This is a genomic window from Arthrobacter crystallopoietes (assembly GCF_017603825.1).
In the GTDB taxonomy this organism is placed as follows: domain Bacteria; phylum Actinomycetota; class Actinomycetes; order Actinomycetales; family Micrococcaceae; genus Crystallibacter; species Crystallibacter crystallopoietes_B.
In genome coordinates, this window is sequence record NZ_CP072014.1 from 2,170,015 (window position 1) to 2,192,244 (window position 22,230).

General features: G+C 65.8%; 23 protein-coding genes and 1 riboswitch. Of the genes, 16 read left to right on the forward strand and 7 right to left on the reverse strand.

The window, feature by feature from the left end; translation table 11 throughout:
- Nucleotides 1-31 precede the first annotated feature (31 nt).
- The 3 genes from J5251_RS10060 to J5251_RS10070 all read right to left on the reverse strand — a co-directional run bounded on the left by J5251_RS10060 (nt 32) and on the right by J5251_RS10070 (nt 2,794).
- Nucleotides 32-646, reverse strand: coding sequence for a DUF305 domain-containing protein (locus J5251_RS10060; protein WP_139006877.1), 615 nt, complete (start codon nt 644-646; stop codon nt 32-34).
- Between the two features lie 115 nt (nt 647-761).
- Entirely contained in the window at nt 762-1,223 is a 462-nt protein-coding gene (locus tag J5251_RS10065) for a DUF6153 family protein (RefSeq protein ID WP_208575988.1), read from the reverse strand.
- Between the two features lie 449 nt (nt 1,224-1,672).
- Nucleotides 1,673-2,794, reverse strand: coding sequence for an FAD-dependent oxidoreductase (locus J5251_RS10070; protein ID WP_208575989.1), 1,122 nt, complete (start codon nt 2,792-2,794; stop codon nt 1,673-1,675).
- Nucleotides 2,795-3,026: 232 nt separating this feature from the next.
- A riboswitch (ZMP/ZTP riboswitch) is annotated at nt 3,027-3,104 on the forward strand.
- Nucleotides 3,105-3,267: 163 nt separating this feature from the next.
- Between J5251_RS10070 and glyA the strand changes: the two genes are divergently transcribed.
- The 5 genes from glyA (at nt 3,268) to J5251_RS10095 (ending at nt 7,991) form a co-directional block, all read left to right on the forward strand.
- Nucleotides 3,268-4,551 (forward strand): serine hydroxymethyltransferase, encoded by a 1,284-nt coding sequence (gene glyA / locus J5251_RS10075; protein ID WP_074699280.1) that lies wholly within the window; start codon nt 3,268-3,270, stop codon nt 4,549-4,551.
- 52 nt (nt 4,552-4,603) lie between these two features.
- On the forward strand, nt 4,604-5,503 hold the full coding sequence (locus J5251_RS10080; RefSeq protein ID WP_139006881.1) for a bifunctional methylenetetrahydrofolate dehydrogenase/methenyltetrahydrofolate cyclohydrolase: 900 nt from the start codon (nt 4,604-4,606) through the stop codon (nt 5,501-5,503).
- 164 nt (nt 5,504-5,667) lie between these two features.
- Nucleotides 5,668-6,831, forward strand: a complete 1,164-nt coding sequence (locus J5251_RS10085; protein WP_208575990.1) for a sensor histidine kinase — start codon at nt 5,668-5,670, stop codon at nt 6,829-6,831.
- Nucleotides 6,828-7,511, forward strand: coding sequence for a response regulator (locus J5251_RS10090; RefSeq protein WP_208575991.1), 684 nt, complete (start codon nt 6,828-6,830; stop codon nt 7,509-7,511). The genes J5251_RS10085 and J5251_RS10090 overlap by 4 nt, the downstream gene beginning before the upstream one ends.
- A 192-nt stretch (nt 7,512-7,703) precedes the next feature.
- Nucleotides 7,704-7,991: an SHOCT domain-containing protein gene (locus J5251_RS10095; RefSeq protein WP_074699276.1), complete on the forward strand. Its 288-nt coding sequence runs from the start codon at nt 7,704-7,706 to the stop codon at nt 7,989-7,991.
- Nucleotides 7,992-8,079: 88 nt separating this feature from the next.
- On the opposite strand, the gene J5251_RS10100 is transcribed toward J5251_RS10095, so the two are convergent.
- Nucleotides 8,080-9,486 carry an MFS transporter gene (locus tag J5251_RS10100; RefSeq protein WP_139006884.1) on the reverse strand — a complete coding sequence of 469 codons (1,407 nt, stop codon included), beginning with the start codon at nt 9,484-9,486 and terminating at the stop codon, nt 8,080-8,082.
- A 169-nt stretch (nt 9,487-9,655) separates the two neighbouring features.
- Between J5251_RS10100 and J5251_RS10105 the strand changes: the two genes are divergently transcribed.
- Nucleotides 9,656-10,564: a LysR family transcriptional regulator gene (locus J5251_RS10105; RefSeq protein ID WP_208575992.1), complete on the forward strand. Its 909-nt coding sequence runs from the start codon at nt 9,656-9,658 to the stop codon at nt 10,562-10,564.
- Nucleotides 10,565-10,571: 7 nt separating this feature from the next.
- Here J5251_RS10105 and J5251_RS10110 read toward each other — a convergent pair whose 3' ends face one another.
- From J5251_RS10110 to J5251_RS10120, 3 genes are read right to left on the reverse strand one after another with little or no spacing between them, the layout of a single operon-like run.
- Complete coding sequence (locus J5251_RS10110; protein WP_208575993.1) at nt 10,572-11,903, reverse strand: NAD(P)/FAD-dependent oxidoreductase; 1,332 nt, start codon at nt 11,901-11,903, stop codon at nt 10,572-10,574.
- A gap of 30 nt (nt 11,904-11,933) precedes the next feature.
- Nucleotides 11,934-12,260 carry a 2Fe-2S iron-sulfur cluster-binding protein gene (locus J5251_RS10115; protein ID WP_139006887.1) on the reverse strand — a complete coding sequence of 109 codons (327 nt, stop codon included), beginning with the start codon at nt 12,258-12,260 and terminating at the stop codon, nt 11,934-11,936.
- 47 nt (nt 12,261-12,307) lie between these two features.
- A complete protein-coding gene (locus J5251_RS10120) occupies nt 12,308-13,507 on the reverse strand; it encodes a cytochrome P450 (RefSeq protein WP_208575994.1) in 1,200 nt (399 codons plus the stop codon).
- Between the two features lie 139 nt (nt 13,508-13,646).
- Between J5251_RS10120 and J5251_RS10125 the strand changes: the two genes are divergently transcribed.
- From J5251_RS10125 to J5251_RS10170, 10 genes are all read left to right on the forward strand, one after another.
- The gene (locus J5251_RS10125) at nt 13,647-14,585 is read left to right on the forward strand and encodes a LysR substrate-binding domain-containing protein (RefSeq protein WP_244250899.1); all 939 of its coding nucleotides are present in this window, start codon (nt 13,647-13,649) and stop codon (nt 14,583-14,585) included.
- 36 nt (nt 14,586-14,621) lie between these two features.
- The gene (locus J5251_RS10130; RefSeq protein ID WP_240793245.1) at nt 14,622-15,575 is read left to right on the forward strand and encodes an ABC transporter ATP-binding protein; all 954 of its coding nucleotides are present in this window, start codon (nt 14,622-14,624) and stop codon (nt 15,573-15,575) included.
- Nucleotides 15,568-16,494 (forward strand): ABC transporter permease, encoded by a 927-nt coding sequence (locus tag J5251_RS10135; RefSeq protein WP_208575995.1) that lies wholly within the window; start codon nt 15,568-15,570, stop codon nt 16,492-16,494. The genes J5251_RS10130 and J5251_RS10135 overlap by 8 nt, the downstream gene beginning before the upstream one ends.
- Nucleotides 16,491-17,342, forward strand: a complete 852-nt coding sequence (locus J5251_RS10140) for an ABC transporter permease (RefSeq protein ID WP_208575996.1) — start codon at nt 16,491-16,493, stop codon at nt 17,340-17,342. Before J5251_RS10135 ends, J5251_RS10140 begins: the two co-directional genes overlap by 4 nt.
- A gap of 121 nt (nt 17,343-17,463) precedes the next feature.
- Nucleotides 17,464-17,823 carry a VOC family protein gene (locus J5251_RS10145; protein ID WP_139006902.1) on the forward strand — a complete coding sequence of 120 codons (360 nt, stop codon included), beginning with the start codon at nt 17,464-17,466 and terminating at the stop codon, nt 17,821-17,823.
- Nucleotides 17,824-17,957: 134 nt separating this feature from the next.
- On the forward strand, nt 17,958-18,488 hold the full coding sequence (locus J5251_RS10150) for a hypothetical protein (protein WP_208575997.1): 531 nt from the start codon (nt 17,958-17,960) through the stop codon (nt 18,486-18,488).
- 86 nt (nt 18,489-18,574) lie between these two features.
- The gene (locus J5251_RS10155) at nt 18,575-19,396 is read left to right on the forward strand and encodes an exodeoxyribonuclease III (protein WP_208576113.1); all 822 of its coding nucleotides are present in this window, start codon (nt 18,575-18,577) and stop codon (nt 19,394-19,396) included.
- A 15-nt stretch (nt 19,397-19,411) separates the two neighbouring features.
- Nucleotides 19,412-20,482, forward strand: coding sequence for a tryptophan--tRNA ligase (trpS, locus tag J5251_RS10160; protein ID WP_139006892.1), 1,071 nt, complete (start codon nt 19,412-19,414; stop codon nt 20,480-20,482).
- 2 nt (nt 20,483-20,484) lie between these two features.
- The gene (locus tag J5251_RS10165) at nt 20,485-21,114 is read left to right on the forward strand and encodes a 2'-5' RNA ligase family protein (protein ID WP_208575998.1); all 630 of its coding nucleotides are present in this window, start codon (nt 20,485-20,487) and stop codon (nt 21,112-21,114) included.
- Nucleotides 21,056-22,201 (forward strand): YihY/virulence factor BrkB family protein, encoded by a 1,146-nt coding sequence (locus tag J5251_RS10170; protein ID WP_208573884.1) that lies wholly within the window; start codon nt 21,056-21,058, stop codon nt 22,199-22,201. Before J5251_RS10165 ends, J5251_RS10170 begins: the two co-directional genes overlap by 59 nt.
- Nucleotides 22,202-22,230: the final 29 nt, after the last annotated feature.

Genomic DNA, 22,230 nt, shown 5'->3' on the forward strand with positions numbered 1-22,230 from the left:
CCGGGTGCCCCGGCAACGTGGAGAGGAAGAATCAGAGGTTGGCGAGAAGATCCTTCATCTTCTCGATCTCTGCACTTTGGTCAGCTATGACCGTCTCGGCGAGAGCGACGGTGTCAGCGTTCTGGCCATTGGCGGATTCCTCTTCAGCCATCGCGACGGCACCTTCGTGGTGGGCGATCATCTGGGTCAGGAACATCCGGGCGGCATCATCACCCTGGGCCGACTCAAGTGCTTCGAGGTCGTCTGGGCTCATCATGCCTTCCATGGCGTGATCGCCGGACATTTCCATCGGCTCGCCCCAAGCCTGCAGCCAGCCGGTCATTTTCTCGATTTCCGGTCCTTGGGCGGCCTTGATGTCCTCTGCCAGCTGGATGATCTGTGGATCCAGCCCGTCCTTGGCGAGCATGATGTCGCTCATTTCCACGGCCTGCTCGTGGTGCGGGATCATCATCTGCGCGAACATGGCGTCTGCGCTGTTATGGTCGGCGGCGTCGGAAGCGGCGGCCGAGGGGGACGCGGACATACTGCCGTGGTCCATGCCGGGCATGGTCCCTTCGGTGGTCTCCGATCCTGTGTCTGAGCCGCAGCCAGCCAGGAAAAGGGTGGCGGCGACTGCGGTTGCCGAAATGGCGGTAAAGCGCTTCATGGCGGGTTCCTTCGTGTGCTCAAAAATTTGCGTGGCTATCAGAGGCGCAGTGCCCTGCTCATGCTGCAGGTCACGCGAAACATGCCTTCCCCGTATGGGAGAGGGCAGCGGGATTCTAGGTGCGGCTGATAGAGAGCTGAACGAGTGAAGGAGGCCGAAGTGCCGGTAAAGCGAGGCTGAGCCCACGGGGCGGCGCACGCAGCCCGTCCCGGCCGCGGATCCGGAGCTGCCTGGGGACGAAGAGCAGGGCGAAGCCGCCCACAACGATCATCAGCATGCACACGGCAGTCATGGTGTCGTGGTCCCCGCCGCACGGCCCGGCACAGGCAGCCGCATGCAGCGACTCCGCAGCCGGGGACGACGAGGCTGCGGCGGAGTCCACTCCCGGGCCATGGTCAGTTGAATGGGCCGGGGCCGCGGCGACGGCGTGATCGGCGGTGCCGGTACCGGGGTTGTGGTGGGAAACGTTCAGGATGTGCATCCCGATAATGCCGATGATGACCGCAACCAAACCCAGAAACAGTGTCAAAGAGCGGCGGAGGGGCAGGAAGGAACCAGGCTTGGTGCCCTTGTTCATCGTTGCCTGCCTCCCGCCGGATGAGGTTGTCCCCGTCTTCAAGGGTATCGAAAGGGTGTATGCTGCGCCGAATCTGCCCAATGCGGCGCAGCTGCCTCCGGCCGACCGGTCATTGAACCGGGCCGGACAGCGTACTGTCTGCACGCGCTCACCGCGGCGGCCACTCTGTCCTCCGCAGAAGCTGTCCGGCGGCTCGTCGCCGTCACGCTCTCGGGCCTGATGCCCTCCGCGGACTCACTGTAGAACCGGACGGCGCTCGCGAAGCCCGGCAGGGCCGGCAAGTGATCGGCGCGTTTCATCGCGGCGCTTCATGAACCTGCTGCTTCGCAAGCCCGAACCGGGCCGCGACCGGCAACAATTACTTCGTCCGGCAAACGTCCTGGGTAGATCATCGTCGGCAACGGCAGACGGGGGAAGGAAGCGGTCCGGACGACGACGAAGGGGAGGCGTCAGCCGACCACCGTTGCCAGCGAGCGCGGTCCCCGGTCCGGCACCGTGGCAGCCTTCAGCTGCCGCAGTGCTGCCATCGCCGCCGCCCGGCCGGCCCGGGTGGCGCCGACTGTCGAGGCGGTGGAGCCGTACCCCACGAGGAACAGCCGCGGTTCCTTGACTACGGAGACGGCGTCCGTACCCATGCGGATGCCGCCGCCTGGCTCACGCAGCTGCAGCGGGGTCAGATGGTCCAGCGAGGGACGGAAGCCCGTTGCCCACAGGATGACATCCACCTGCTCGGCCGACCCGTCCGCAAACACCACGCCGTCCTTGGTGATCCGGGCAAGCCGCCCGTGGGAGACCAGGACGCCGGAGTCGATACCTGCTTTATAGGTCTCGTTCAGCGGCAGGCCCGTCACGCCGACCACGCTCACCGGCGGCAGCCCGGCGCGGGTGCGTTCGTTGACTTTGCGCTCCACCTCAATGCCCCAGCTGGCGTCGAAGGGTTCGGTAATGAAGTCCGGCTCCCGCCGAGTGGACCAGACGGTCTGCGCGCCGGCAGCATCCAGCTGGAGCAGGAACTGCAGGGCCGATGTCCCGCCGCCGACCACCAGTACGCGCTTGCCGCGGAACTCGTCGGCCGACCAAAAATCATGGGTATGCAGCTGCCGGCCGCGGAACGTCTCGCGCCCGGGGTAGTAGGGCCAGTACGGCCGGTCCCACGTGCCCGTACTGCTGATGACCGTGCGCGCCAGCCATTCGCGGCCCGAGGTGCTGATGACCCGCAGCAGCTGCCCGGCGGCGCCGTCGTCGTTGGTAATGGACTCGACGCGTTGGGGACGGTGGACGGGAAGGTTAAACTTCTGCTCGTAGGCACCGTAGTAACGGCTAACGACGGCGGACGCCGGCTCCGCTGGGTCCGGAACCCCGAGCGGGAGGCCAGGGAGATCGTGCAGCCCGTGTGCGGCGTCGAAAGTCAAGGAGGGCCAGCGGTGCCGCCACGCTCCGCCTGGGCCTTCGTTCGCATCCAGGACAATGTAGTCCTGTTCCGGAACCAGGCCGCGCCGCTGCAGGTGGTAGGCGGCGCTGAGGCCGGCCTGGCCAGCGCCGATAATCACTGCGTCCAGTACCTTGTCCATGCTGCTCCCGCCCGAATTGGTTGATATGTCAACTTCTTTAGGGTCCAACGGTCCGGGGGGCCTTTGTATTCCAAGCCTGCCTGGATGGGGTCCGGCGGCCGTACTGGAGTCGGGGTGGTGCCGAGAATGTGTCGAGAACGTGTCGAAACATGTCGAAAAAAGTCGTGACGCCCGCAGCGAAGGAGGGCACCGTTGTCGTACTTTTCAGTGTCTGCCGAAGGGGCCGTAGAATTCCTATCGTCGCGACTGGCGTCAGGTGGACCACCATCAGGAAGCGGCGGCAGGGCCAACCGACCCGTGGGTTGATTGGCACTGCACAGTGCAGACCACGGATCGCACGCCTGGGCCGAGGGTCAAGTTTCAACCGGATGCGCCTTGCGGTGCAATTTTGCAGACCGGACACACAATGCGTGAGTCTGCCCGCAACCGGTAGCCTGACCTGTAGCAAATCCCTTATCTCCAGGAGAACCCCCGTGACGTCTTCCACCCCGTCAGTCACCGACCAGCCTCTGGCCGAAGTCGATCCCGAAATCGCCGCCGTTCTCGATGCCGAGCTCGGGCGCCAGCGTGACACGCTGGAAATGATTGCCTCCGAAAACTTCGCCCCGCGCTCCGTGCTGGAGGTCCAGGGATCCGTCCTGACCAATAAGTACGCCGAGGGCTACCCTGGCCGCCGGTACTACGGCGGCTGCGAGCACGTGGACGTGGCCGAGAACCTGGCCATCGAACGGGTCAAGAACCTGTTCGGCGCAGAGTTCGCCAACGTCCAGCCGCACGCCGGAGCGCAGGCCAACGCCGCCGCGCTCGCCGCCCTGATCAATCCGGGCGACAAGATCATGGGTCTGTCCCTGGCCCACGGCGGTCACCTCACCCACGGCATGAAGCTGAACTTCTCCGGCAAGCTCTACAAGGTCGCCGCGTACGAGGTGGACCCGCAGACCTTCCGCGTGGACATGGACAAGGTCCGCGAGCAGGCCCTGGCCGAGCGCCCGAACGTCATTATCGCCGGCTGGTCCGCCTACCCGCGGCAGCTGGACTTCGAGGCGTTCCGCTCCATCGCGGACGAGGTCGGCGCCTACTTCTGGACCGACATGGCGCACTTCGCCGGCCTGGTGGCCGCCGGGCTGCACCCGAACCCGGTGCCGCATTCCGACGTCGTGACCTCCACCGTGCACAAGACGCTGGCCGGACCGCGCTCGGGCGTCATCCTGGGCAAGCAGGACTTCGCCAAGAAGATCAACTCCAATGTCTTCCCCGGCCAGCAGGGCGGGCCGCTGATGCACGTCATCGCTGCCAAGGCAGTGGCCTTCAAGATCGCCGGCAGCCAGGAGTTCAAGGACCGGCAGGCGCGCGTGCTCGAGGGCGCCCGCATTCTGGCCGAACGGCTGACCGCCGCCGACGTCACCGAGGCCGGCGTCTCGGTGCTGACCGGGGGCACGGACGTGCACCTGGTCCTGGTGGACCTGCGCAACTCCGAACTGGACGGCCAGCAGGCCGAAGACCTGCTGCACTCGGTGGGCATCACCGTGAACCGCAACGCAGTGCCGTTCGACCCGCGCCCGCCGATGGTTACCTCCGGCCTGCGGATCGGCACGCCGGCACTGGCTACCCGCGGCTTCGGCTCTACCGAATTCACCGAGGTTGCGGATATCATCGCCACAGCGTTGAAGGGCGGGGCCGACGTCGAGGCGCTGCGCACGCGCGTGACGAAGCTGGCCCAGCAGTTCCCGCTGTACCCCGGCCACGAGCAGTGGTAACGCCGGCTCCGGCCGGTTCCCGCAGTCCACACGTATTCCGAACAGGAGCCCGATGAATTCTGAAGCCACCCAGACCGCGCAGAAGCTGGACGGAACGGCCACGGCCAAACGCATTAAGGAAGAGCTCACCGAGCGGGTAGCCGCGCTGAAGACCCGTGGGATCGTGCCCGGGCTCGGCACGGTGCTGGTGGGGGAGGACCCAGGCAGCAAGTGGTACGTCGGTGGCAAGCACAAGGACTGTGCCGAGGTGGGCATCGAATCCATCCGCCGCGACCTGCCGGACACCATCTCGCAGGAGGAACTGGAAACGGTCCTCGATGAGCTGAACAACGATCCGGCCTGCACCGGCTACATCGTCCAGCTGCCGCTGCCCAAGCACATCGACACCAACGCCATCCTGGAGAAGATTGATCCGGCCAAGGATGCGGACGGCCTGCACCCGATGAACCTGGGCCGGCTGGTGCTCAACGTCAACGCGCCGCTGGATTCGCCGCTGCCGTGCACCCCGCACGGCTGCGTGGAACTGCTGCTGCGCCACGACATTGAGCTGGCCGGCAAGCGCGTGCTGGTGGTGGGCCGCGGTGTGACCGTGGGCCGCCCGCTGGGGCTGCTGCTGACGCGCAAGTCCATCAATGCCACCGTGGTGCTGGCCCATACCGGCACCGTGGACCTGGCCGATGAGCTGCGCCGCGCGGATGTGGTGATTGCCGCCGCGGGCATGCCGCACATGGTCAAGGCCGAAGACCTCAAGCCCGGTGCCATTGTGCTCGACGTCGGTGTCAGCCGCGTTGAGGATGAGGACACAGGCAAGGCCAAGGTCACCGGCGACGTGGAGCCCGCGGCCAAGTCCGTGGCCAGTTGGCTCTCGCCCAATCCGGGCGGGGTAGGCCCGATGACCCGCGCCATGCTGCTGGCCAACGTGGTTGAAGCAGCCGAGCGCCAGGCGCGCTGACCGCGGTTCTGCTGCGTTTCGGGATTCTGCTCCGCTTGACGGCGGCAGCGGGGTCCCGTTTCGCGGTTAAACCCCGCTTCGAGGTGCGCGTACTCCCGGCGGAGTAGGCCCGCTACAGCCGTGGGCGGAAGCGCAGCACCCCATCGCGCGGGTACGCTCGGATCATGAACCCGGGCTTCCGCGGGCCGCCCCCTGCCGTCCTGATTGCGGTGACGGCCGTCATCCAGCTGGTGGGCACCAGCTTTGCCGCCGCCCACCAGATCTCCCAGCGTCCGCTGGACCCCCTGGCCTACATGCTGCTGCTGGCCGGTCCCGCACTGCTGTCACTGCGCCGCAAGGCTCCCGGCCCGATGGCCGCCGGGGCAGCCCTGGCAACGGGCACCTACTTCGCGGCTGGCTATCCGGGCGGACCCATCTGGCTCTCCCTGGTGGTGGCGCTTTTCATCGCGGTGCGCTCCAGGGCACGCTGGTGGGCCTGGGGAGCCGTTGGCGGACTGGCTCTGCTGTTCCTTGTCACCGCGCTGTCCATGGGCGGGCTGGCCGATACCGCCCGTGCCGGCGCCGGCGTCGCCTGGCTGGTCATCGTTGTCATGATGGGGGAGCTGCTGGCCTCCCGTGCCGGACGACGCGCCGAACGCCGGCGCTCCGAACTCGAGGCGGAGCAGCGCCGGCGGAATGAAGAGCGGTTGGTCCTCGCCCGCGATATTCACGACGTCGTTGCGCACTCCCTCTCGATGATCAATGTGCAGGCATCGGTCGCCCTGCACTTGGCACGGAAGGATCCGGATCCGGAGCAAATGCGGCAGGCGCTGGAAGCCATCAAGTCCGGTTCCAAGGACGCCCTCGCCGAGGTGCGCGACGTCCTTGCGGTGCTGCGCCAGGACGCGCCGAGGGCTCCGGCCCAGCGGCTGGACCAGCTGCCGGAACTGCTGGCGCGCGCCGAGCAGGGCGGCCTGCGGGTCCGGCTGGATAACCGAGCCGGCCAGCTGCCCGAAAGCGCGGGCCCCGCAGAAAGCGCGGCGTACCGGGTGGTCCAGGAAGCCGTGACGAACATCGTCCGGCACGCGCACGCCAACCAGGCGTGGGTGGGCATCAGCGTCACCGCTGCCACGCTCGAAGTGACAGTGGAGGACGACGGCGTGGGGCTGGGTAATGCGCCGGAAGGCAACGGATTGCGCGGGATGAGAGAGAGGATTGATTCGCTCGACGGCGAGCTGGCAGTAGGAACCCGCGAGCCTGCCGGTACCCGCGTGCACGCCCGCATTCCATTGCCTGCGGACCGGCCCGCAACTGGCGGCGGGACCGACTCAAGCGGGGCAGAGCAATGATCAGGGTGCTGCTGGCGGATGACCAGACTCTGATCCGGGCCGGCTTCAGGGCGCTGCTCGACGCCGAAAACGATATGGAAGTCGTCGCGGAGGCCGGCACAGGTACCGAAGCGGTCCGCCTGGCCAAGGCAGCGAAGCCGGATGTGGTCCTGATGGACATCCGCATGCCCGGCGGAGATGGCATCGACGCCACCGCAACTATTCTGGCCTCCACCGAGCTCTCCGGTACGCGCGTCATCATGCTGACCACCTTCGAACTGGATGACTACATCATCGACTCCATCCGGGCGGGCGCCAGCGGCTTCCTGGTCAAGGACACCGAGCCCGAAGAGCTGATCCGCGCTGTCCGTGCAGTGGCCGACGGCGACGCCCTCCTCTCGCCGTCCGTCACCCGCCGCCTCCTGACCAAGGTGGCGGCCGAGTCCCGGCCCGCGCCGGCAGCGCCGTCGTCGTTGGAGCAGTTGACCGCGCGGGAACGGGAGGTCCTGGCTCTGGTCGGCGCCGGGCTGAACAACGCGCTGATCGCCGAGAAGCTGTACATTACGCCGCTGACAGCAAAGACCCATGTCTCGCGAATCATGACCAAGCTGATGGTCCGCGACCGCGCGCAGCTGGTGGTCCTGGCCTACGAGTCCGGGCTGGTGCGGCCGGGCTGGACTGGCGCGGCGCCGGAGCGGTAAGCAGCGAAAGTGGCCAGCCGTAGTCTTCAGCCCGCCCGGCCAGCCAAGTCACCTGGGAGTACTGCCGGGCACTCCAGCGAGAGTAGCCGGCGGTGCAGAAGTGTCTCCATCGGGGCGACGACCGGCGGCGCCGCGCTCGGAAGACTTGAACTGTGATCGACAGACGGTCACGGACGAAAGTTTGGAGCAATCATGTTGACCGCAGCAACCGGCGCCATCGCCGCCAGCAGCCTTGTCGCCCAAGGACCCTGGAACGACGGGCGCGGGCCCGGCTGGTGGATCCTGCTGGTTCCGCTCTTCTGGATCCTTGTTATCGGCTTCGCCGTCTTCCTGATCCGCCGCACCATGTGGCGCAATCGCAGGCAGGAAAGTGTTCTCGGGGCCGAAGGCGTCCTCCGCGAGCGGTATGCCCGCGGGGAGATCGATGAGACGGAGTTCCGCCAGCGGCTGGAGGTCCTTCGCGCCCAGCCGCAACGCTAGCCTAGGCCGAACCGGCCCCGGCTTCGACGCAAACGAAGAGGCCCCGGAAAAAATCCGGGGCCTCTTCGGTCGGTTCTGCAGGAGCGCTTTAGACGGTGGTCTTCACGACGTCGACGTCGTCGGTGGAGGCGCCGCGGCGCTTATCGAAGATGGTGGCTCCGACTTCCTGCTCGGCCTGGTTGTTGATGCTCAGGTCGATGCCCGGGCGGTCACGCAGGACCAGCACAGCGCCCATGGAAACCAGTGTCATGATCAGCAGGTAGACCGAGACTGCCGTAGAAGATCCGGTGGCCTGCACCAGCGCCTGGGCGATGGTCGGTGCGAAGGCGCCGCCGAGGATGGCGCCGAGTGCGTAGGAGATGGAGACGCCGGAGAAGCGCACGGAGGCCGGGAAGATTTCGCTGTACCAGGCAGCCTGCGGTCCGTAGCCCAGGCCGAGGCCCACCGAGAACAGTCCCAGCGCCAGGTAGAGACCCCAGAGTTCGCCGGTGTTGATCAGCCAGAAGAGTGGAAACACGGTGAGTACCTGGGCGCTGAAGCCAATCAGGTACGTCTTCTTGCGGCCAATCTTGTCGGCCAGGATGCCAGCCAGCAGGGTGAAGACAAACCACATCGCGGCGGCGAAGGTGATGGCTACCAGGACCGAGGTGCGGTCCAGTCCCACCGGGCCGTCAGGGTCGGTGGCGTAGCTGGGGATGAACCCACCGGTGGCCATGTAGCCCGCGGCGTTGTTGCCTGCGAAAACCAAGGCGGCAAGGATGACCAGCAGCCAGTGCTTCTTGAAAAGTTCGACGGCGGGAACCGAGCGCTGCTCTTTCTTCTCCGCGATTTCCTGGAAGACCGGGCTTTCCTCCACCGTCCGGCGGACAATGTAACCGACCACAATGAGCACGAAGCTCAGCAGGAACGGTACGCGCCAGCCCCATTCGACGAAGGCTTCGCCGGGGGAGATGACACCGGTCATCAGGGCGGTGACGCCCGATGCCAGCAGCATGCCCAGGGGAACACCCAACTGCGGGAAGGAGCCTGCACGGCCGCGGCGGTCCCGCGGAGCGTGCTCGACGGCCATCAGGACGGCTCCGCCCCATTCGCCGCCGGCGGAGATGCCCTGGACGATGCGCAGCAGGAGCAGCAGGATGGGAGCCAGCACGCCGGCGGTGGCATAGGTGGGCAGGAAGCCGATCAGCGTAGTGGACGCGCCCATCAGGATCAGCGTGAGCACCAGCATGGCGCGGCGGCCGATCTTGTCGCCGTAGTGGCCGGCCAGGAACGCACCCAGGGGCCGGAAGAGGAAGCTGATGCCCACGGAGGCGAAGGCAAGCAGCAGGCCGATCGAGTCGCCGGCCGGCTTGAAGAAGAGGTCGGCGAACACCAGACCAGCGGCCGTGGCATAGATGAAGAAGTCGTACCACTCGATGGTGGTGCCGATGATGGTGGCAAAGGCCACCCGGCGCTGGTTCGAAGCCGCGGAGCGGGGCTGCGTGTTAGTGCTCATAGTTGTTCCTTGATCGAGCGATTACTGCAAGCTGGCCGGCACGAGGCCGGTTGAATTTCTGAACGGTTGAAAAGTAGAACTAGTCCACAGTTGTTACGAGTATCACAGGAAAACTTCCTCCAGTAAACTTCAGAGAACTGCATAACTTCCTTGATTGGACTGAAGATTCGTGGCTAACTTCACACTCCGCCAGCTGGAGCTTTTTGCTGCCCTGCCGGATTTCCCGACCCTGAGTGCGGCCGCCGCCAGCCTGCGCATCTCGGAGTCAGCCCTTTCCCAAGCGATTACCGCCTTGGAGAAGGTGGCGGGGGAGCAGCTGTGCGTGCGGCGCAAGGCGCGCGGGCTCCAGTTGACTCCTGCCGGGCAGTTCTTTGCCCAGCGGGCGCGCCGGCTCATCCGCGATGCCGACGACCTGGTCAACGACCTGGCCGGAGAAACCGGCACGCTCAAGGGGCCGGTGAAGCTGGGCTGTTTCAGCAGCCTGGCCCACAACTTGCTGCCCGGCATCCTCGAAGCCCTGCCTTCCGCGCATCCTCAGCTGAACGTGGACGTCACCGTGGGCACGCACACCGAACTGCTGCCTGCCCTGGATGCCGGGTTGCTGGATATGGCCATCGTCTACGACATGCAGCTGCCCGCAGGGTACAACCAGCGGACCATCTACCGGACGGAACTCGAGGCCGTCCTGCCGCCGGACCACAAGCTGGCGGCGCAGGAGACGGTGGATCTGGCGCAGTTGGCCGAGGAGTCCCTGATCATGTACGACTCCAGCCCCAGCACTGCCAACACCCACCACGTCTTCGCCGAACGCGGCCTGCGTCCCAACGTAGTCTCCTCGATGCCCCAGATGGTCCTCGTGCAGGCGATGGTCGGCCGCGGACTTGGGTATGCCCTGCTGATGTCCAGGCCGAACTCTCCGGGACTGACCGTCGAAGGTCGTCCGGTGGCCATCCGGCCGTTGTCTCCGCCGGCCACCCGGACCACCGTCTGCGCCATCTGGCCCGAAGACATGTCGCTGAGCCCGCGGGCCGAAGCCGTGGTGGACCTGGCCGTGCGGGTTCTGGGCGGCCTGGACTGAGAACCGGTTAGACGCCTGCCGCGGCGGCCTTGGAGTAGGTCTTGAAGTCGAACTCCGGATCGGCGGCCTGTTCCGGGGTGAGGGTGCGTCCCTGGGAGAGGACCCTGCGGGCGGCCATGTGGTCGGCGGGCTGATTCACGGATTCGACTGCCACCAGCCGGCCGCTGCGGAAGCAGAAGACGGAGAACTTCCCGTCGTCCGGGTTGCCGCGCAGGACGGTTTCGTCCTCAGGGTGTGCGATGCCGGCGATCTGCAGCCGCAGGTCGCCCTGGGTGGACCAGAACCAGGGCAGCTCGGTGTAGTCGCGGCCGCCGTCGTGCGTGTCGAGGATGGACTTGGCGGTGTGCCGGGCCTGGTCGGTGGCGTTCTGCACGGATTCGAGCCTGGTGCGTGCCTCGGCGTGGTGGCTGGGGTAGTTCGCGCAGTCGCCCAGGGCGTAGATGTCCTCATCGTCGGTGCGCATGGCACTGTCCACCGTGATGCCGTTCGCGACCGCGAGGCCCGTCTGCTCGGCGAGCTCGGTGCGGGGGATGACGCCGATGCCCACCAGCACCATGTCGGCAGGGTAGGTGTCCCCGGTGGTGCTCACCGCGGCGGCCACGTGCCCGCTGTCGTCGCCGGTGAAGGAGGCGATGCCTTCGCCCAGGCGCAGGTCCACGCCCATGGCCCGGTGGGCCCGGGCGAACCAGTTACCCATTACAGGGGAGAGCGCGCGGGCCATCGGCCGGTCCGCGTATTCGAGCACCGTGACGTCCAGTCCGCGTTTGCGCGCGGCGGCGGCGAATTCGAGTCCGATGAAGCCGGCACCAATAACGACGACGGAACGCACCGTGTCCAGGCGGGCGTGGACGGCTTCGGCGTCGGCCAGGGTCCGCAGACCGTAGATCCCTTCCAGGCCGCTGCCCGGGACGTTCAGTTCACGGTTCGCGGCGCCGGTCGCCAGGACCAGCGTGGTGTAGCCGACTCTTGACCCGTCGGACAAGCTGACGGTATGTCCGGCGCGGTCAATGGCTGTGACCCGCACGCCCAGGCGGGAGTCGACGTCGTTATCGGTGAAGAACTTTTCCGCGCGCAGCGGCAGCGGTTTCGGCTCCTTGTCCGCGGCCATGAAGTCCTTGGACAGCGGCGGGCGCTGGTACGGGAAGTGCGTTTCCTCGCCGATGACGGTGATGGTTCCGGCGTAGCCTTCCTTGCGCAGCGAGTCGACCAGTTGGATGCCGGCCTGGCCGTTGCCGACAATGACAATGTTCTGCGGGTGCTGCGGGTGCTGCGGGTGCTGCGGGTGCTGCGGGTCCTGCGGGTCCTGCGGGTCCTGCGGGGTGCTGGGTGCGGCGGTCATGGTGGCCCTTCTCTACAGGTGGCGGAATTCCTAGATCTGGCTGGCTGGGACGTCGACCTCGATCTCGTCGAACCCTTCGCCCGCCTTGATCTGGCAGCCCAGCCGGCTGCGGTCCTCGTCGCGCGGGTCCGCCGTGCATTCGAGCATTTCCTCTTCGTCCTCGCTGATTTCCGGGAGCCCGTCGAGGTACTCCGGGCGGACGTAGACGTGGCAGGTGGCGCACATAGCCTGGCCGCCGCATTCGCCGACGATGCCGGCGACGCCGTTGGTCACGGCAGCGCGCATCAGCGAGGTGCCCGGGTCGACGTCGAGCACGTCTACACTGCCGTCATTGTGGTGGAAGCTGACTTTAGCCATGGGAGGTTTCCTTCGTGAAAGTGTGGTCTGGTCTGATGATATGCCGGTTACTTCGCGTCCCAGCGGACCGGCAGGGCGGTCATGCCGCGGAACACCCAACCTTCGTCGACGGCCGGCCGTTCCGGATCCAGGCGCAGCTTGGGCAGTTCGGCGAAGAGCTGCGGCAGCGCGATGCCGGACACCGAGGCCTTGGCGACCCATGCGCCGGCGCAGTAGTGGTTGCCGCCGCCGAAGGCCAGGTGGGGCTTCTTGAGGCGGTTGATGTTGAAGCTCTCCGGATCCTCGAAGGCCTTCGGGTCCCGGTTGGCAGCACCAACAACGACGCCGAGGCGGGCACCCTTGGGCAGCTGCACGCCTTCCAGGACGGTGTCGCGGGTGGTTTCGCGCGGGTACATGCCGATGGGCGCGACCCAGCGGATGGACTCCTCGAACACGGTGGGAAAGAGCGCGGGGTCTGCCAGGACCTGGGCCAGCTGGTCCGGATGGGAGAGCAGGGCCCAGACTGCCACGCCGAGCACGTCGCGCGGCTCGTTCAGGCCGCCGCCGATCGTCATCTTCATGTTGGCCCGGATGGCTTCCAGCGGGATCGGCATGCTGGTCATGCCGGAGAGCAGGCTGGAGTCCGGGTTTTTTCGCAGGTAAGGCAGGATCTCATCGATCGCGTCGTCGACCTCGTTGTAGGACTGCTCGGAGGCGGCCCAGACGTCGGGGTCATCGGCGTAGTTGCCCGTGCCGTTGATCATCGTCTGGGACCAGCGCTGCATGTCTTCCTGGGTGGCGTTGTGGAAGCCCATGATCAGGCGGAGGTTTTCCGCGGCGTACGGAGCGGCGTACTCCCAGATCAGGTCGGAGCCGGGGCCGGCGGCCTTGAGCCGGGCCAGGTATTTCTCGTGGTTGGCCTGGAAGATCGCGTTCCAGTGCTCCTTGATCGCCTTTGGCCGCAAGACCGAACCATAGGACTTGCGGTCGACGTCGTGTTCCGGGTCATCTTTACGAAGCATGGAGTGGCCCATGGCTCGCTTCATCAGCGAGTTGGTTTCGTTAGCCGAGAAGATTTCCTGGTCATTCTCGACGGTGTGGCAGGCCTCGTAGCTGGTGACCATGTAGCGGTTCACGGCGGGCACCCAGTGGACCGGCGCTTCTGCACGCATCTTCCGGTAGATCGGGAAGGGGTTGCGGTAGAGGTCCTCGATGGTCACCCAGTCCGCGGTGGGCACCGGGCGGGCTGCAATGGCTTCGGCGGTCATCGTCCACTCCTTGTTGCTGCCGGTTGGGCCGGCTAGGTAGGTCAGCTGTCTTTCGTTTGAGTGTGGCAGGAGTCATATCCCCGGGTAAAGTTCATAAATAGTTGATTTATCCGCAGAAAAGCGGGGGATAGGAGAAACGGTGGCGCGCTACACGCTGAGGCAGCTCTCCTACTTTGCCGCCGTGGCGGAAGCCGGAACCATTTCCGGAGCCGCGGCCAAACTGCATGTGTCCCAGACCGCCGTCGCTGCAGCGGTGACCGAACTGGAACGAATTTTCAGGACGCAGCTGACGGTCCGGCGCAAGGCCCACGGGGTGTCGCTGACGCCGGCCGGCACGTACCTCTACACGCAGGCCGCCGAACTCCTGCGTTCCGCCGAGGAACTGGAGCTCAACGCCAGCAGCGGTGGGCGGGAGCTGGCCGGGCCGCTGGTGATCGGCTGCTATGCCACCGTGGCGCCGACCATCCTGCCGGTGCTGATCGAGGGCTTCACTGTGAACCATCCGAAGGTGCTGCTGGACTTCGTGGAAGGGCCGCAGGATCGGATCCAGGAGCGGCTCTTCGCCGGTGAGCTGGACCTGGCCATCGTGTACGACATGGACCTGAGTCCAGAACTCGGCTCCGTCCAGCTTTATGACGTGCGGGGCTACGTGCTGTTGCCGCAGGCCCACAGACTGGCCGGCCAGCCGGAGGTTTCGCTGCAGGAACTGGCCGAGGATCCGATGATCCTGCTGGGCGCCCCGCCCAGCAGCCACCACACCATGTCGCTGTTCGAGCAAGCCGGCGTCAGCCCGGCCATCCGCTACCGCACTACGGACTTCGAGCTGACCCGTTCGCTGGTGGGGCGCGGCGTCGGCTATTCGGTACTGGTGCAGCGGCCGGCGATCGATTCGTCCTACGAGGGGCTGCCGGTGGTGCCCAAGCCGATCGCGCCGGCGGTGAAGCCCGTGGCCGTGAAGATGGTCTGGCCCGAATCGATCAGGCTGACTGACCGCGCGGAGGCCATGGTTGGCTTCGCCGCCAGCGCCGCACGGAATGCCCGCAATCCGCCGCCTGCCTCAGCTTGCAGCCGTGATTGACTTTGCTCAATCACTGAACTCGATTAAGCTTGTGACGTGCCTAACATTGCCGCGCCGAAGCAGCTGACCAAAACTGTTATTTCCGCCCGCGGGCTCACCAAGAAGTACGGGGACTTCGCTGCGGTCAACGGCATCTCCTTCGACGTGCCCGCCGGTGAATCCTTCGGGCTGCTCGGTCCCAACGGCGCCGGTAAATCGACCACCATGCGGATGATCGGCGGCGTCTCCCAGCGCACCTCCGGCGACCTTGCCATCATGGGACTGGACCCGGAGCAGCATGGCCCCGAGGTCCGCGCCCATTTGGGTGTGGTTCCGCAGCAGGACAATCTGGACGAGGACCTTCGGGTTCGGGACAACCTGATTGTCTACGGGCGCTACTTCGGCCTGCCGCACAGCTACCTGCGCCCCAAGGCGGATGAACTGCTCGAGTTTGCCCAGCTCTCGGACAAGGCCAAGGCCAAGGTGGATTCGCTCTCCGGCGGTATGAAGCGCCGGCTGACCATCGCGCGCTCGCTGATCAACGAGCCGAAGATCCTGCTGCTGGATGAACCCACTACCGGCTTGGATCCGCAGGCCCGGCACATCCTGTGGGACCGGCTGTTCCGGCTCAAGGAACAGGGCGTGACCCTGGTGCTGACCACCCACTACATGGACGAGGCCGAGCAGCTCTGCGACCGCCTCATCGTGGTGGACAAAGGCCGGATCATGGCGGAGGGATCCCCGGCCGCCTTGATCCGCGAATACTCCACGCGGGAGGTACTCGAGCTGCGCTTCGGCTCCGAGCGCAACGCCACCGTGGCCGCCCAGCTCGAAGGGATCGGCGAGCGCCTGGAAATCCTGCCGGACCGCGTGCTGATTTACACGCACGACGGCGAAACATCGCTGGAGCAGGTCAGTGGGCGCGGCCTTCACCCGGTGACCTCGCTGGTGCGCCGCTCGAGCCTGGAAGACGTGTTCCTGCGCCTGACCGGCAGGAGCCTCGTTGACTGAGGACCACCTCCAGCCCGGGCCAACCCCGTCCCCGGGATCTGCCAGTGCCCGCGAGGCAGACGCGGCCACGCCGCTGTTGTCCCTGCGTGTTCCCCTGACCCCGGAGCAGTCCGCGGCGAAGGCCCGGAAATACGGCTCCCTCTACTTCGCCGAGCACTGGATCCGGACCATGCGCGGCTATGGCTGGACGGTGGCCATGACGGCCGTGGGCACGCCGCTGGTCTACCTGTATGCCATGGGCGTCGGCCTGGCCTCGCTGGTCGATGCCAACACCAATGCAACGCTCGACGCCGGCAACGGCGCCGTGGTTTCCTACCTCACCTTTGTGGCCCCGGCCCTGCTGGCCACGGCCGGCATCATGGTGGCCAGCGAGGAGAACACGTATCCCGTAATGTCCGGCTTCAAATGGCGGCGCACGTACTACGGGCCCAACGCGTCCCCGCTGGGCAGCCATCAGCTGGTCAACGGCCACGCGCTGGGAGTTTCCTTCCGGCTGCTGCTGACTACCGGCATCTACTTCGCGTTCCTGCTCCTGTTCGAGGCAGTGCCGGGCTCCACCGGCTGGATCATGATCTTCACGGCTGCCCTGGGCGGGATGGCTTTCGGGTTGCCGCTGATGGCCTATGCCGCCAGCATCCAGGAGGACCGCGGACAGTTTGCGATGGTCCAGCGGTTCATCGTCATGCCGCTGTTCCTGTTTTCCGGCACGTTCTTTCCGCTGGCCTCCATGCCATGGGCAGTGCAGTGGATCGGCTGGGTTTCCCCGCTGTGGCATTCCGCGGAGCTGGGCCGGGTGCTCAGCTACGGATACGGGGAGCCTGTCTGGCTGACCATCACCCACGTGCTGTACCTGACGGTGCTGGCCCTCGCGGGCTGGGCCTTCGCGCAGCGGATCTATGAACGGAGGCTGGGCAAATGAGCGCGACCGCCGGCAGCGGCCAAACGTCCTCCGGAGAGCAACTCCAGCTCCTGCCGTCCGGGCGCCCCTTCGGTTCCCTGTACTCGGGGAACGTACGTGCCGTCGTTGCACGTGGTCTGAAGGCGACGTGGGGCAGCAACTGGGCCATCATGGCCAGCGGTTTTGTGGAGCCGGTGCTCTTTCTTATTGCCATGGGCATCGGGCTCGGCTCGCTGGTCGGAACCGTGGAAGGCCCGGGCGGCCAGGAGATCGGCTACATCGCCTACATCGCCCCGGCACTGCTGGCCGTGTCGGCGATGAACGGCGCGGTGTACGACTCCACCTGGAACGTGTTCTTCAAGCTGAACTTCGCCAAGCTGTACCAGGGCATGCTCTACACCTCGCTGGGCCCGCTGGATGTCGCACTCGGCGAGATCACGCTGGCGCTGCTCCGCGGCGCGCTCTACGCAACCGGCTTCACAGCCATTTTGGGGGTGATGGGGCTGATCACCACGCCCTGGGCGCTGCTGATGATTCCGGCGTCGGTGGTCATAGCTTTCGGTTTCGCGTCCTTCGGAATGGGCATCACCAGCTTCATGAAGACTTTCCAGCAGATGGACTGGATCAACTTCCTGATGCTGCCGATGTTCCTGTTCAGCGCGACGTTCTACCCGCTGTCGGTGTACCCGCAGGCCATCCAGTGGATGATCCAGGCACTGCCGCTGTGGCACGGGGTGGAGCTGCTGCGCCAGCTCAGCGTCGGCACGTTCACCGCAGCCACCGGCATCCACGTGCTCTACTACCTGGTCATGATTGTGCTCGGCCTGATCCTGACCACGGCGAGGTTGCGCAAACTGTTCCTGAAGTAAAGGTTCGCCTGTTTTCTGCAGCGGACGGCCGACAGGCCCCCTGAGGGTAGCCATCCCTTCGGGGGCGGGTGATCATGGAAAGTGCCCAATGGAACGCTTACACGAAGTTCAGGAGTTGGCGATGATAGGTACATGGCAGTCACTGGTCATTGATTGTCCGGATCCGGATTCCCTGGCCACGTTCTATGAGCAGTTGCTGGGCATGATCCGCATCCAGCATGACGAAGACGGCTGGATCAGCATTGGCGACGGGACGGGCCGCCCTGGCCTTGATTTCCAAAAGGTGGAGGATTACGTGCCGCCGCAGTGGCCCGGGAGCGAGCACCCGCAGCAGATGCACGTCGACGTGCGGGTCAAGGACCTGGACATCGCCGAAGAACTGGCCCTCAGGCTCGGTGCCACCAGCATGGAGTCAGGCACGAAAACCTTCCGGGTCTATCTTGATCCGGCGGGCCATCCCTTCTGCCTGGTGCTCTGGTGACGCTGTCTGACATGCCCCTGCAAGTTGGCCTGCTGTTGCGCTGAGGTTGGACCGGGGGGATCGCCCGCTGGCCGGTCGTTCGCCTGCGGTGGAAGCAGCCCGCGCGCAGGGTCAGGATTTGAGACAATAGCTCCATGCAATCCCTTGGGAACCCCTCAGCGAATACCTCTGCCAACCGCATCATGCCGTTCAAGGCGGGCAATCTCGGCATCGCCGTCATGGTGCTGGTTTTTCTTTTTGCGGTTGTTTTCGCCGCCAACCAGAACGATGTGATCGGCTGGATCGTGGCCATCATCGCGCTCGGCTGGCTGTTGCTGGCTGCCTTCGTGGTGTTCAGTGTCCGGGGCGCCACCAAGAAGGCCAAGGAGAAGTTCGCCACGGCCCAGGCAGATTTCGCGGCCCAGCAAATGCCGAAGGGCACCGCCGGCGGCACCGCCGTGGTGGAGGAGCAGGTGGCCAAGGCCAACGCCGTCCGGGACGAGAAGCTGGACCACAGCTTCAAGATCGTCCAGGTCCAGGCCAAGGTCGTCCGGGACTATCTGGGCAAGGACGAGGGCATGGTGGAGCGCGCGCTCGATACCATCGAGGTGACTGCCCACAACGGCCGCGGCATGATCCGCAAGAACGACGGCGAAGCTCCGGTTACGGGCACGGTTGTCAACTGAGCTGCGGGCTTGGGTAAGGTAGTCGAGTGAGTTTGGCACCCGAGGGCATCGTTCAGGAATCCGGTACTGCAGCAGGCGGAGCAGGCATCGCGGTCAGGCAAAAATTGCGGATCGCCACCGTCAATGTCAATGGCATCAGGGCCGCCTACAAGCGCGGCATGGAAGCCTGGCTGGCGGAGCGCGACGTGGACATTCTGTGCCTGCAGGAAGTCCGGGCTCCTGACGCGATTGTGCGCGAACTGCTCGGCGACGGCTGGCACATCCTGCACGCCGAAGCCGAAGCGAAGGGCCGAGCCGGTGTCGCAATTGCTTCCCGCACCGCACCGGTGGCCACCCGGGACCACATCGGCGACGACTACTTCGTCACCTCCGGCCGCTGGGTCGAAGCCGACTTCGAGATCCCGTCCGATGGCGGCACCCAGACCCTGACCGTGGTCAGTGCTTACGTCCATGCCGGCCAGGCTGATACGCCGAAGCAGGTGGACAAGTACCGCTTCCTGGACGTCATGGGCAAGCGCCTGACGGAGCTGAAGACCACCAAGGACTACGCGCTGGTGGTCGGGGACCTCAACGTCGGCCACACCACCCTGGACATCAAGAACTGGAAGGGCAACGTCAAGAAGTCCGGCTTCCTCCCGGAGGAACGGGCCTACTTCGACCGCTTCTTCGGCGACGAGGTCGGCTGGCAGGACGTCCACCGTTCCCTCGCCGGCGAAGTCCCCGGTCCGTACACCTGGTGGTCGTGGCGGGGGCAGGCTTTCGACAACGACGCCGGCTGGCGCATCGATTACCACATGGCCACCCCGGAACTCGCTGCCCTCGCGTCCGACGCCGTCGTTGACCGCGCCGAGACGTACGACGCGCGTTTCTCAGACCACGCACCCTTGGTAGTGGACTACCGCTTCTAGAAAGATCCTGCTCATATGACCAGCACAACCCAGACCACCGACGACGCCGAGACCACCAAGGCCGCCGGAAGCACTTCGCGCCGGCGGCTGCTCTCCGGCATGCAGCCCTCGGCGGATTCGCTCCACCTCGGGAACTACCTCGGCGCCCTGGTGAACTGGGTCAGCATGCAGGACGAATATGACTCCATCTTCTTCGTCCCGGACATGCACGCCATCACGGTGGACCATGACCCGGCCGAGCTCGCCACACGCACCCGGGTGACCGTCGCGCAGTACATTGCCGGCGGGATCGACATCGAGAAGTCCACCCTCTTCGTCCAGTCCCATGTGCCCGAGCACGCCGAGCTGGCCTGGGTACTGAACTGCATTACCGGCTTCGGCGAGGCCTCCCGGATGACCCAGTTCAAGGACAAGTCGCAGAAATCGGGAGCCGAGCACTCCAGCGTGGGCCTGTTCGCCTATCCGGTCCTCATGGCCGCGGACATTCTGCTCTACCGTCCGTACGGCGTGCCGGTCGGCGAAGACCAGCGCCAGCACCTGGAACTGGCCCGCAACCTGGCCCAGCGCTTCAACCACCGCTTCGGGGAGACCTTCGTGGTCCCGGAGGCGGTGATCCCGCGGGAGGGGGCGAAGATCTACGATCTGCAGCACCCGAACGCCAAGATGTCCAAGTCTGCCGATTCCCCGGCGGGCCTGATCAATATCCTGGACAATCCGAAGACGGCGGCGAAGAAGATCAAGTCCGCGGTGACCGACGACGGCACCGAGATCCGCTTCGACCGCGACACCAAGCCCGGCGTGTCCAACCTGCTGACCATTTACTCCACGCTCAGCGGCAAGAACATCGACTCGATCGTCGCGGATTACCAGGGCAAGATGTACGGCCACCTGAAGGTGGATCTGGCGGAACTCGTGGTCGAGCGGCTCGCGCCTATCCAGGCCCGTGCCCAGGAATTGCTGGACGATCCAGCTGAGCTGGACCGGCTGCTGGCCCGCGGCGCCGAAAAGGCCCGCGGAATCGCCTCGGCTACACTGGCCGATGTGTATGACAAGGTCGGTTTCCTGCCCGCAGGAGCACGGCGCTAGCAATGTGCCAGCACCGGCTGCAGGTGGACCCTGGCGTCGCTCCGGACAGCGGCGTCCGTCCGGCTGCCCTGCCCGAGGTGGGCTGTGCCGGCGTCGTAATCGGCATTCCGGAGCCGCTGGCCGGCGACCTTGAGGGCTGGCGTGCCTCCTTCGGCGATCCGATGGCCGCCGTCATCCCGCCACACGTCACGCTCGTGACGACGACGCCGGTAGCGGACTGGGCTGCGACTACCGAGCACGTCCGCCGGATTGCCCGCAACCAGCAGCCCTTCACCGTGGCCCTGCGCGGCACCGGCAGCTTCCGGCCAGTGTCGCCGGTGGTCTACCTCAACATTGCCGAGGGCTTCGACGAAATCGTTGCACTGCACCGGAAGCTGCAGACGGGACCGTTGGCCCGGGAGCTGGAATTCGACTTCCACCCGCACATCACCGTGGCCCACGATGTCAGCGACGCCGGCATGGACGCGGCGGAAAATAAGCTTGCAGACTATGACGCGTCCTTCACCGTCAGTAGCATGGGCCTGTACGAGCACGATTCGTCAGGAGTCTGGATACTGCGGGAAGAGCTGAACTTTGGGACAGAAATCGGCGCAGAGGGCAGCGCGCAAGGCGACGGGCAACAGCGGAAGTAAAACCGAAACACCGCATCCGCTCGAACGGCAGAAGCTGAAGGTCGCCGAGCTGGAAAAGCGGCGTGCCTTCGTCCGGGCCCGGCGTCAAGGCCCCACGGGCAAGACCCTGATGGCCGCCATGCAGTACCTGCTGGCGAAAGCCCACGCGCGGCGGGTCATGCGGGTCTGGATGCTCTACAGCATGCGCCATGGACCGCTCATGGCCGCAGGCAGCGCCTACAACATGTTCTTCTCCGTGGCAGCGATGCTGGTAGCGGGATTCTCCATCTTCGGCCTCATTGCCTCCGGAAACCGCGACCTGCAGCTGGCCGTGGTGGAAGTGGTCAACGATTCCACGCCCGGGCTGATCAATACCGGCGACGGCGGCCTGGCCACGCCGGAACAGCTCTTCTCCCAGAGCGGGGCGTTCGGCATCACGCTGATCATTTCCACGGCCGCCATGATCCTGACCTCCCTAGGCTGGATTGCGGGCCTGCGCGAAGGGATGCGCGGCGTCTTCGGGCTGCCGCCGCTGCAGGGGAACCCAGTCATGATCAAGCTCAAGGACGTCGGCACGCTGCTGTTGCTGGGGGTAGCGCTGATGCTGACCTCGGCCGTGGCCGGCATAGCGAACACCGCGCTGGATCTGATCATCAACCTGCTCCATTTCGACGGCGGCGCAGTGGTTCCGCTGACGAAGATCACCGCAGTGCTGGTCATGCTGCTGCTGGACATGGTGGCCGCCGTGGTGCTGTTCCGGATCGCCTCGGGTGTCCGCATGCCGCGCAGCATCATGTTCCAGGCCGCGCTGATCGCGGGGATCGGCAGTACCGTGCTGCGGTACTTTGCGTCGGATCTGCTGGGTACCGTGGGAAACAACCCGCTGCTGGCGCCGTTCGCGGTGATCCTGGGCCTGTTTGTCTGGTTCTATTTCCTCAGCCAGGTGTACCTGCTAGCGACGGCGTGGGGCGCCATCGGCAAGGCGGACCTGCACGCACGGGAACAATCCGGCGGCCGGACACGCGGCTTCCTTTCCCTGCGCCGGCGCGCCCAGCTGAAGCAGGATGGCAACCTCGAGCACGTGCTCGGCGGCGCCAGCGTTCCCTGAGCCGGTTCCGCTCCGCCGGTTCCGCCCTG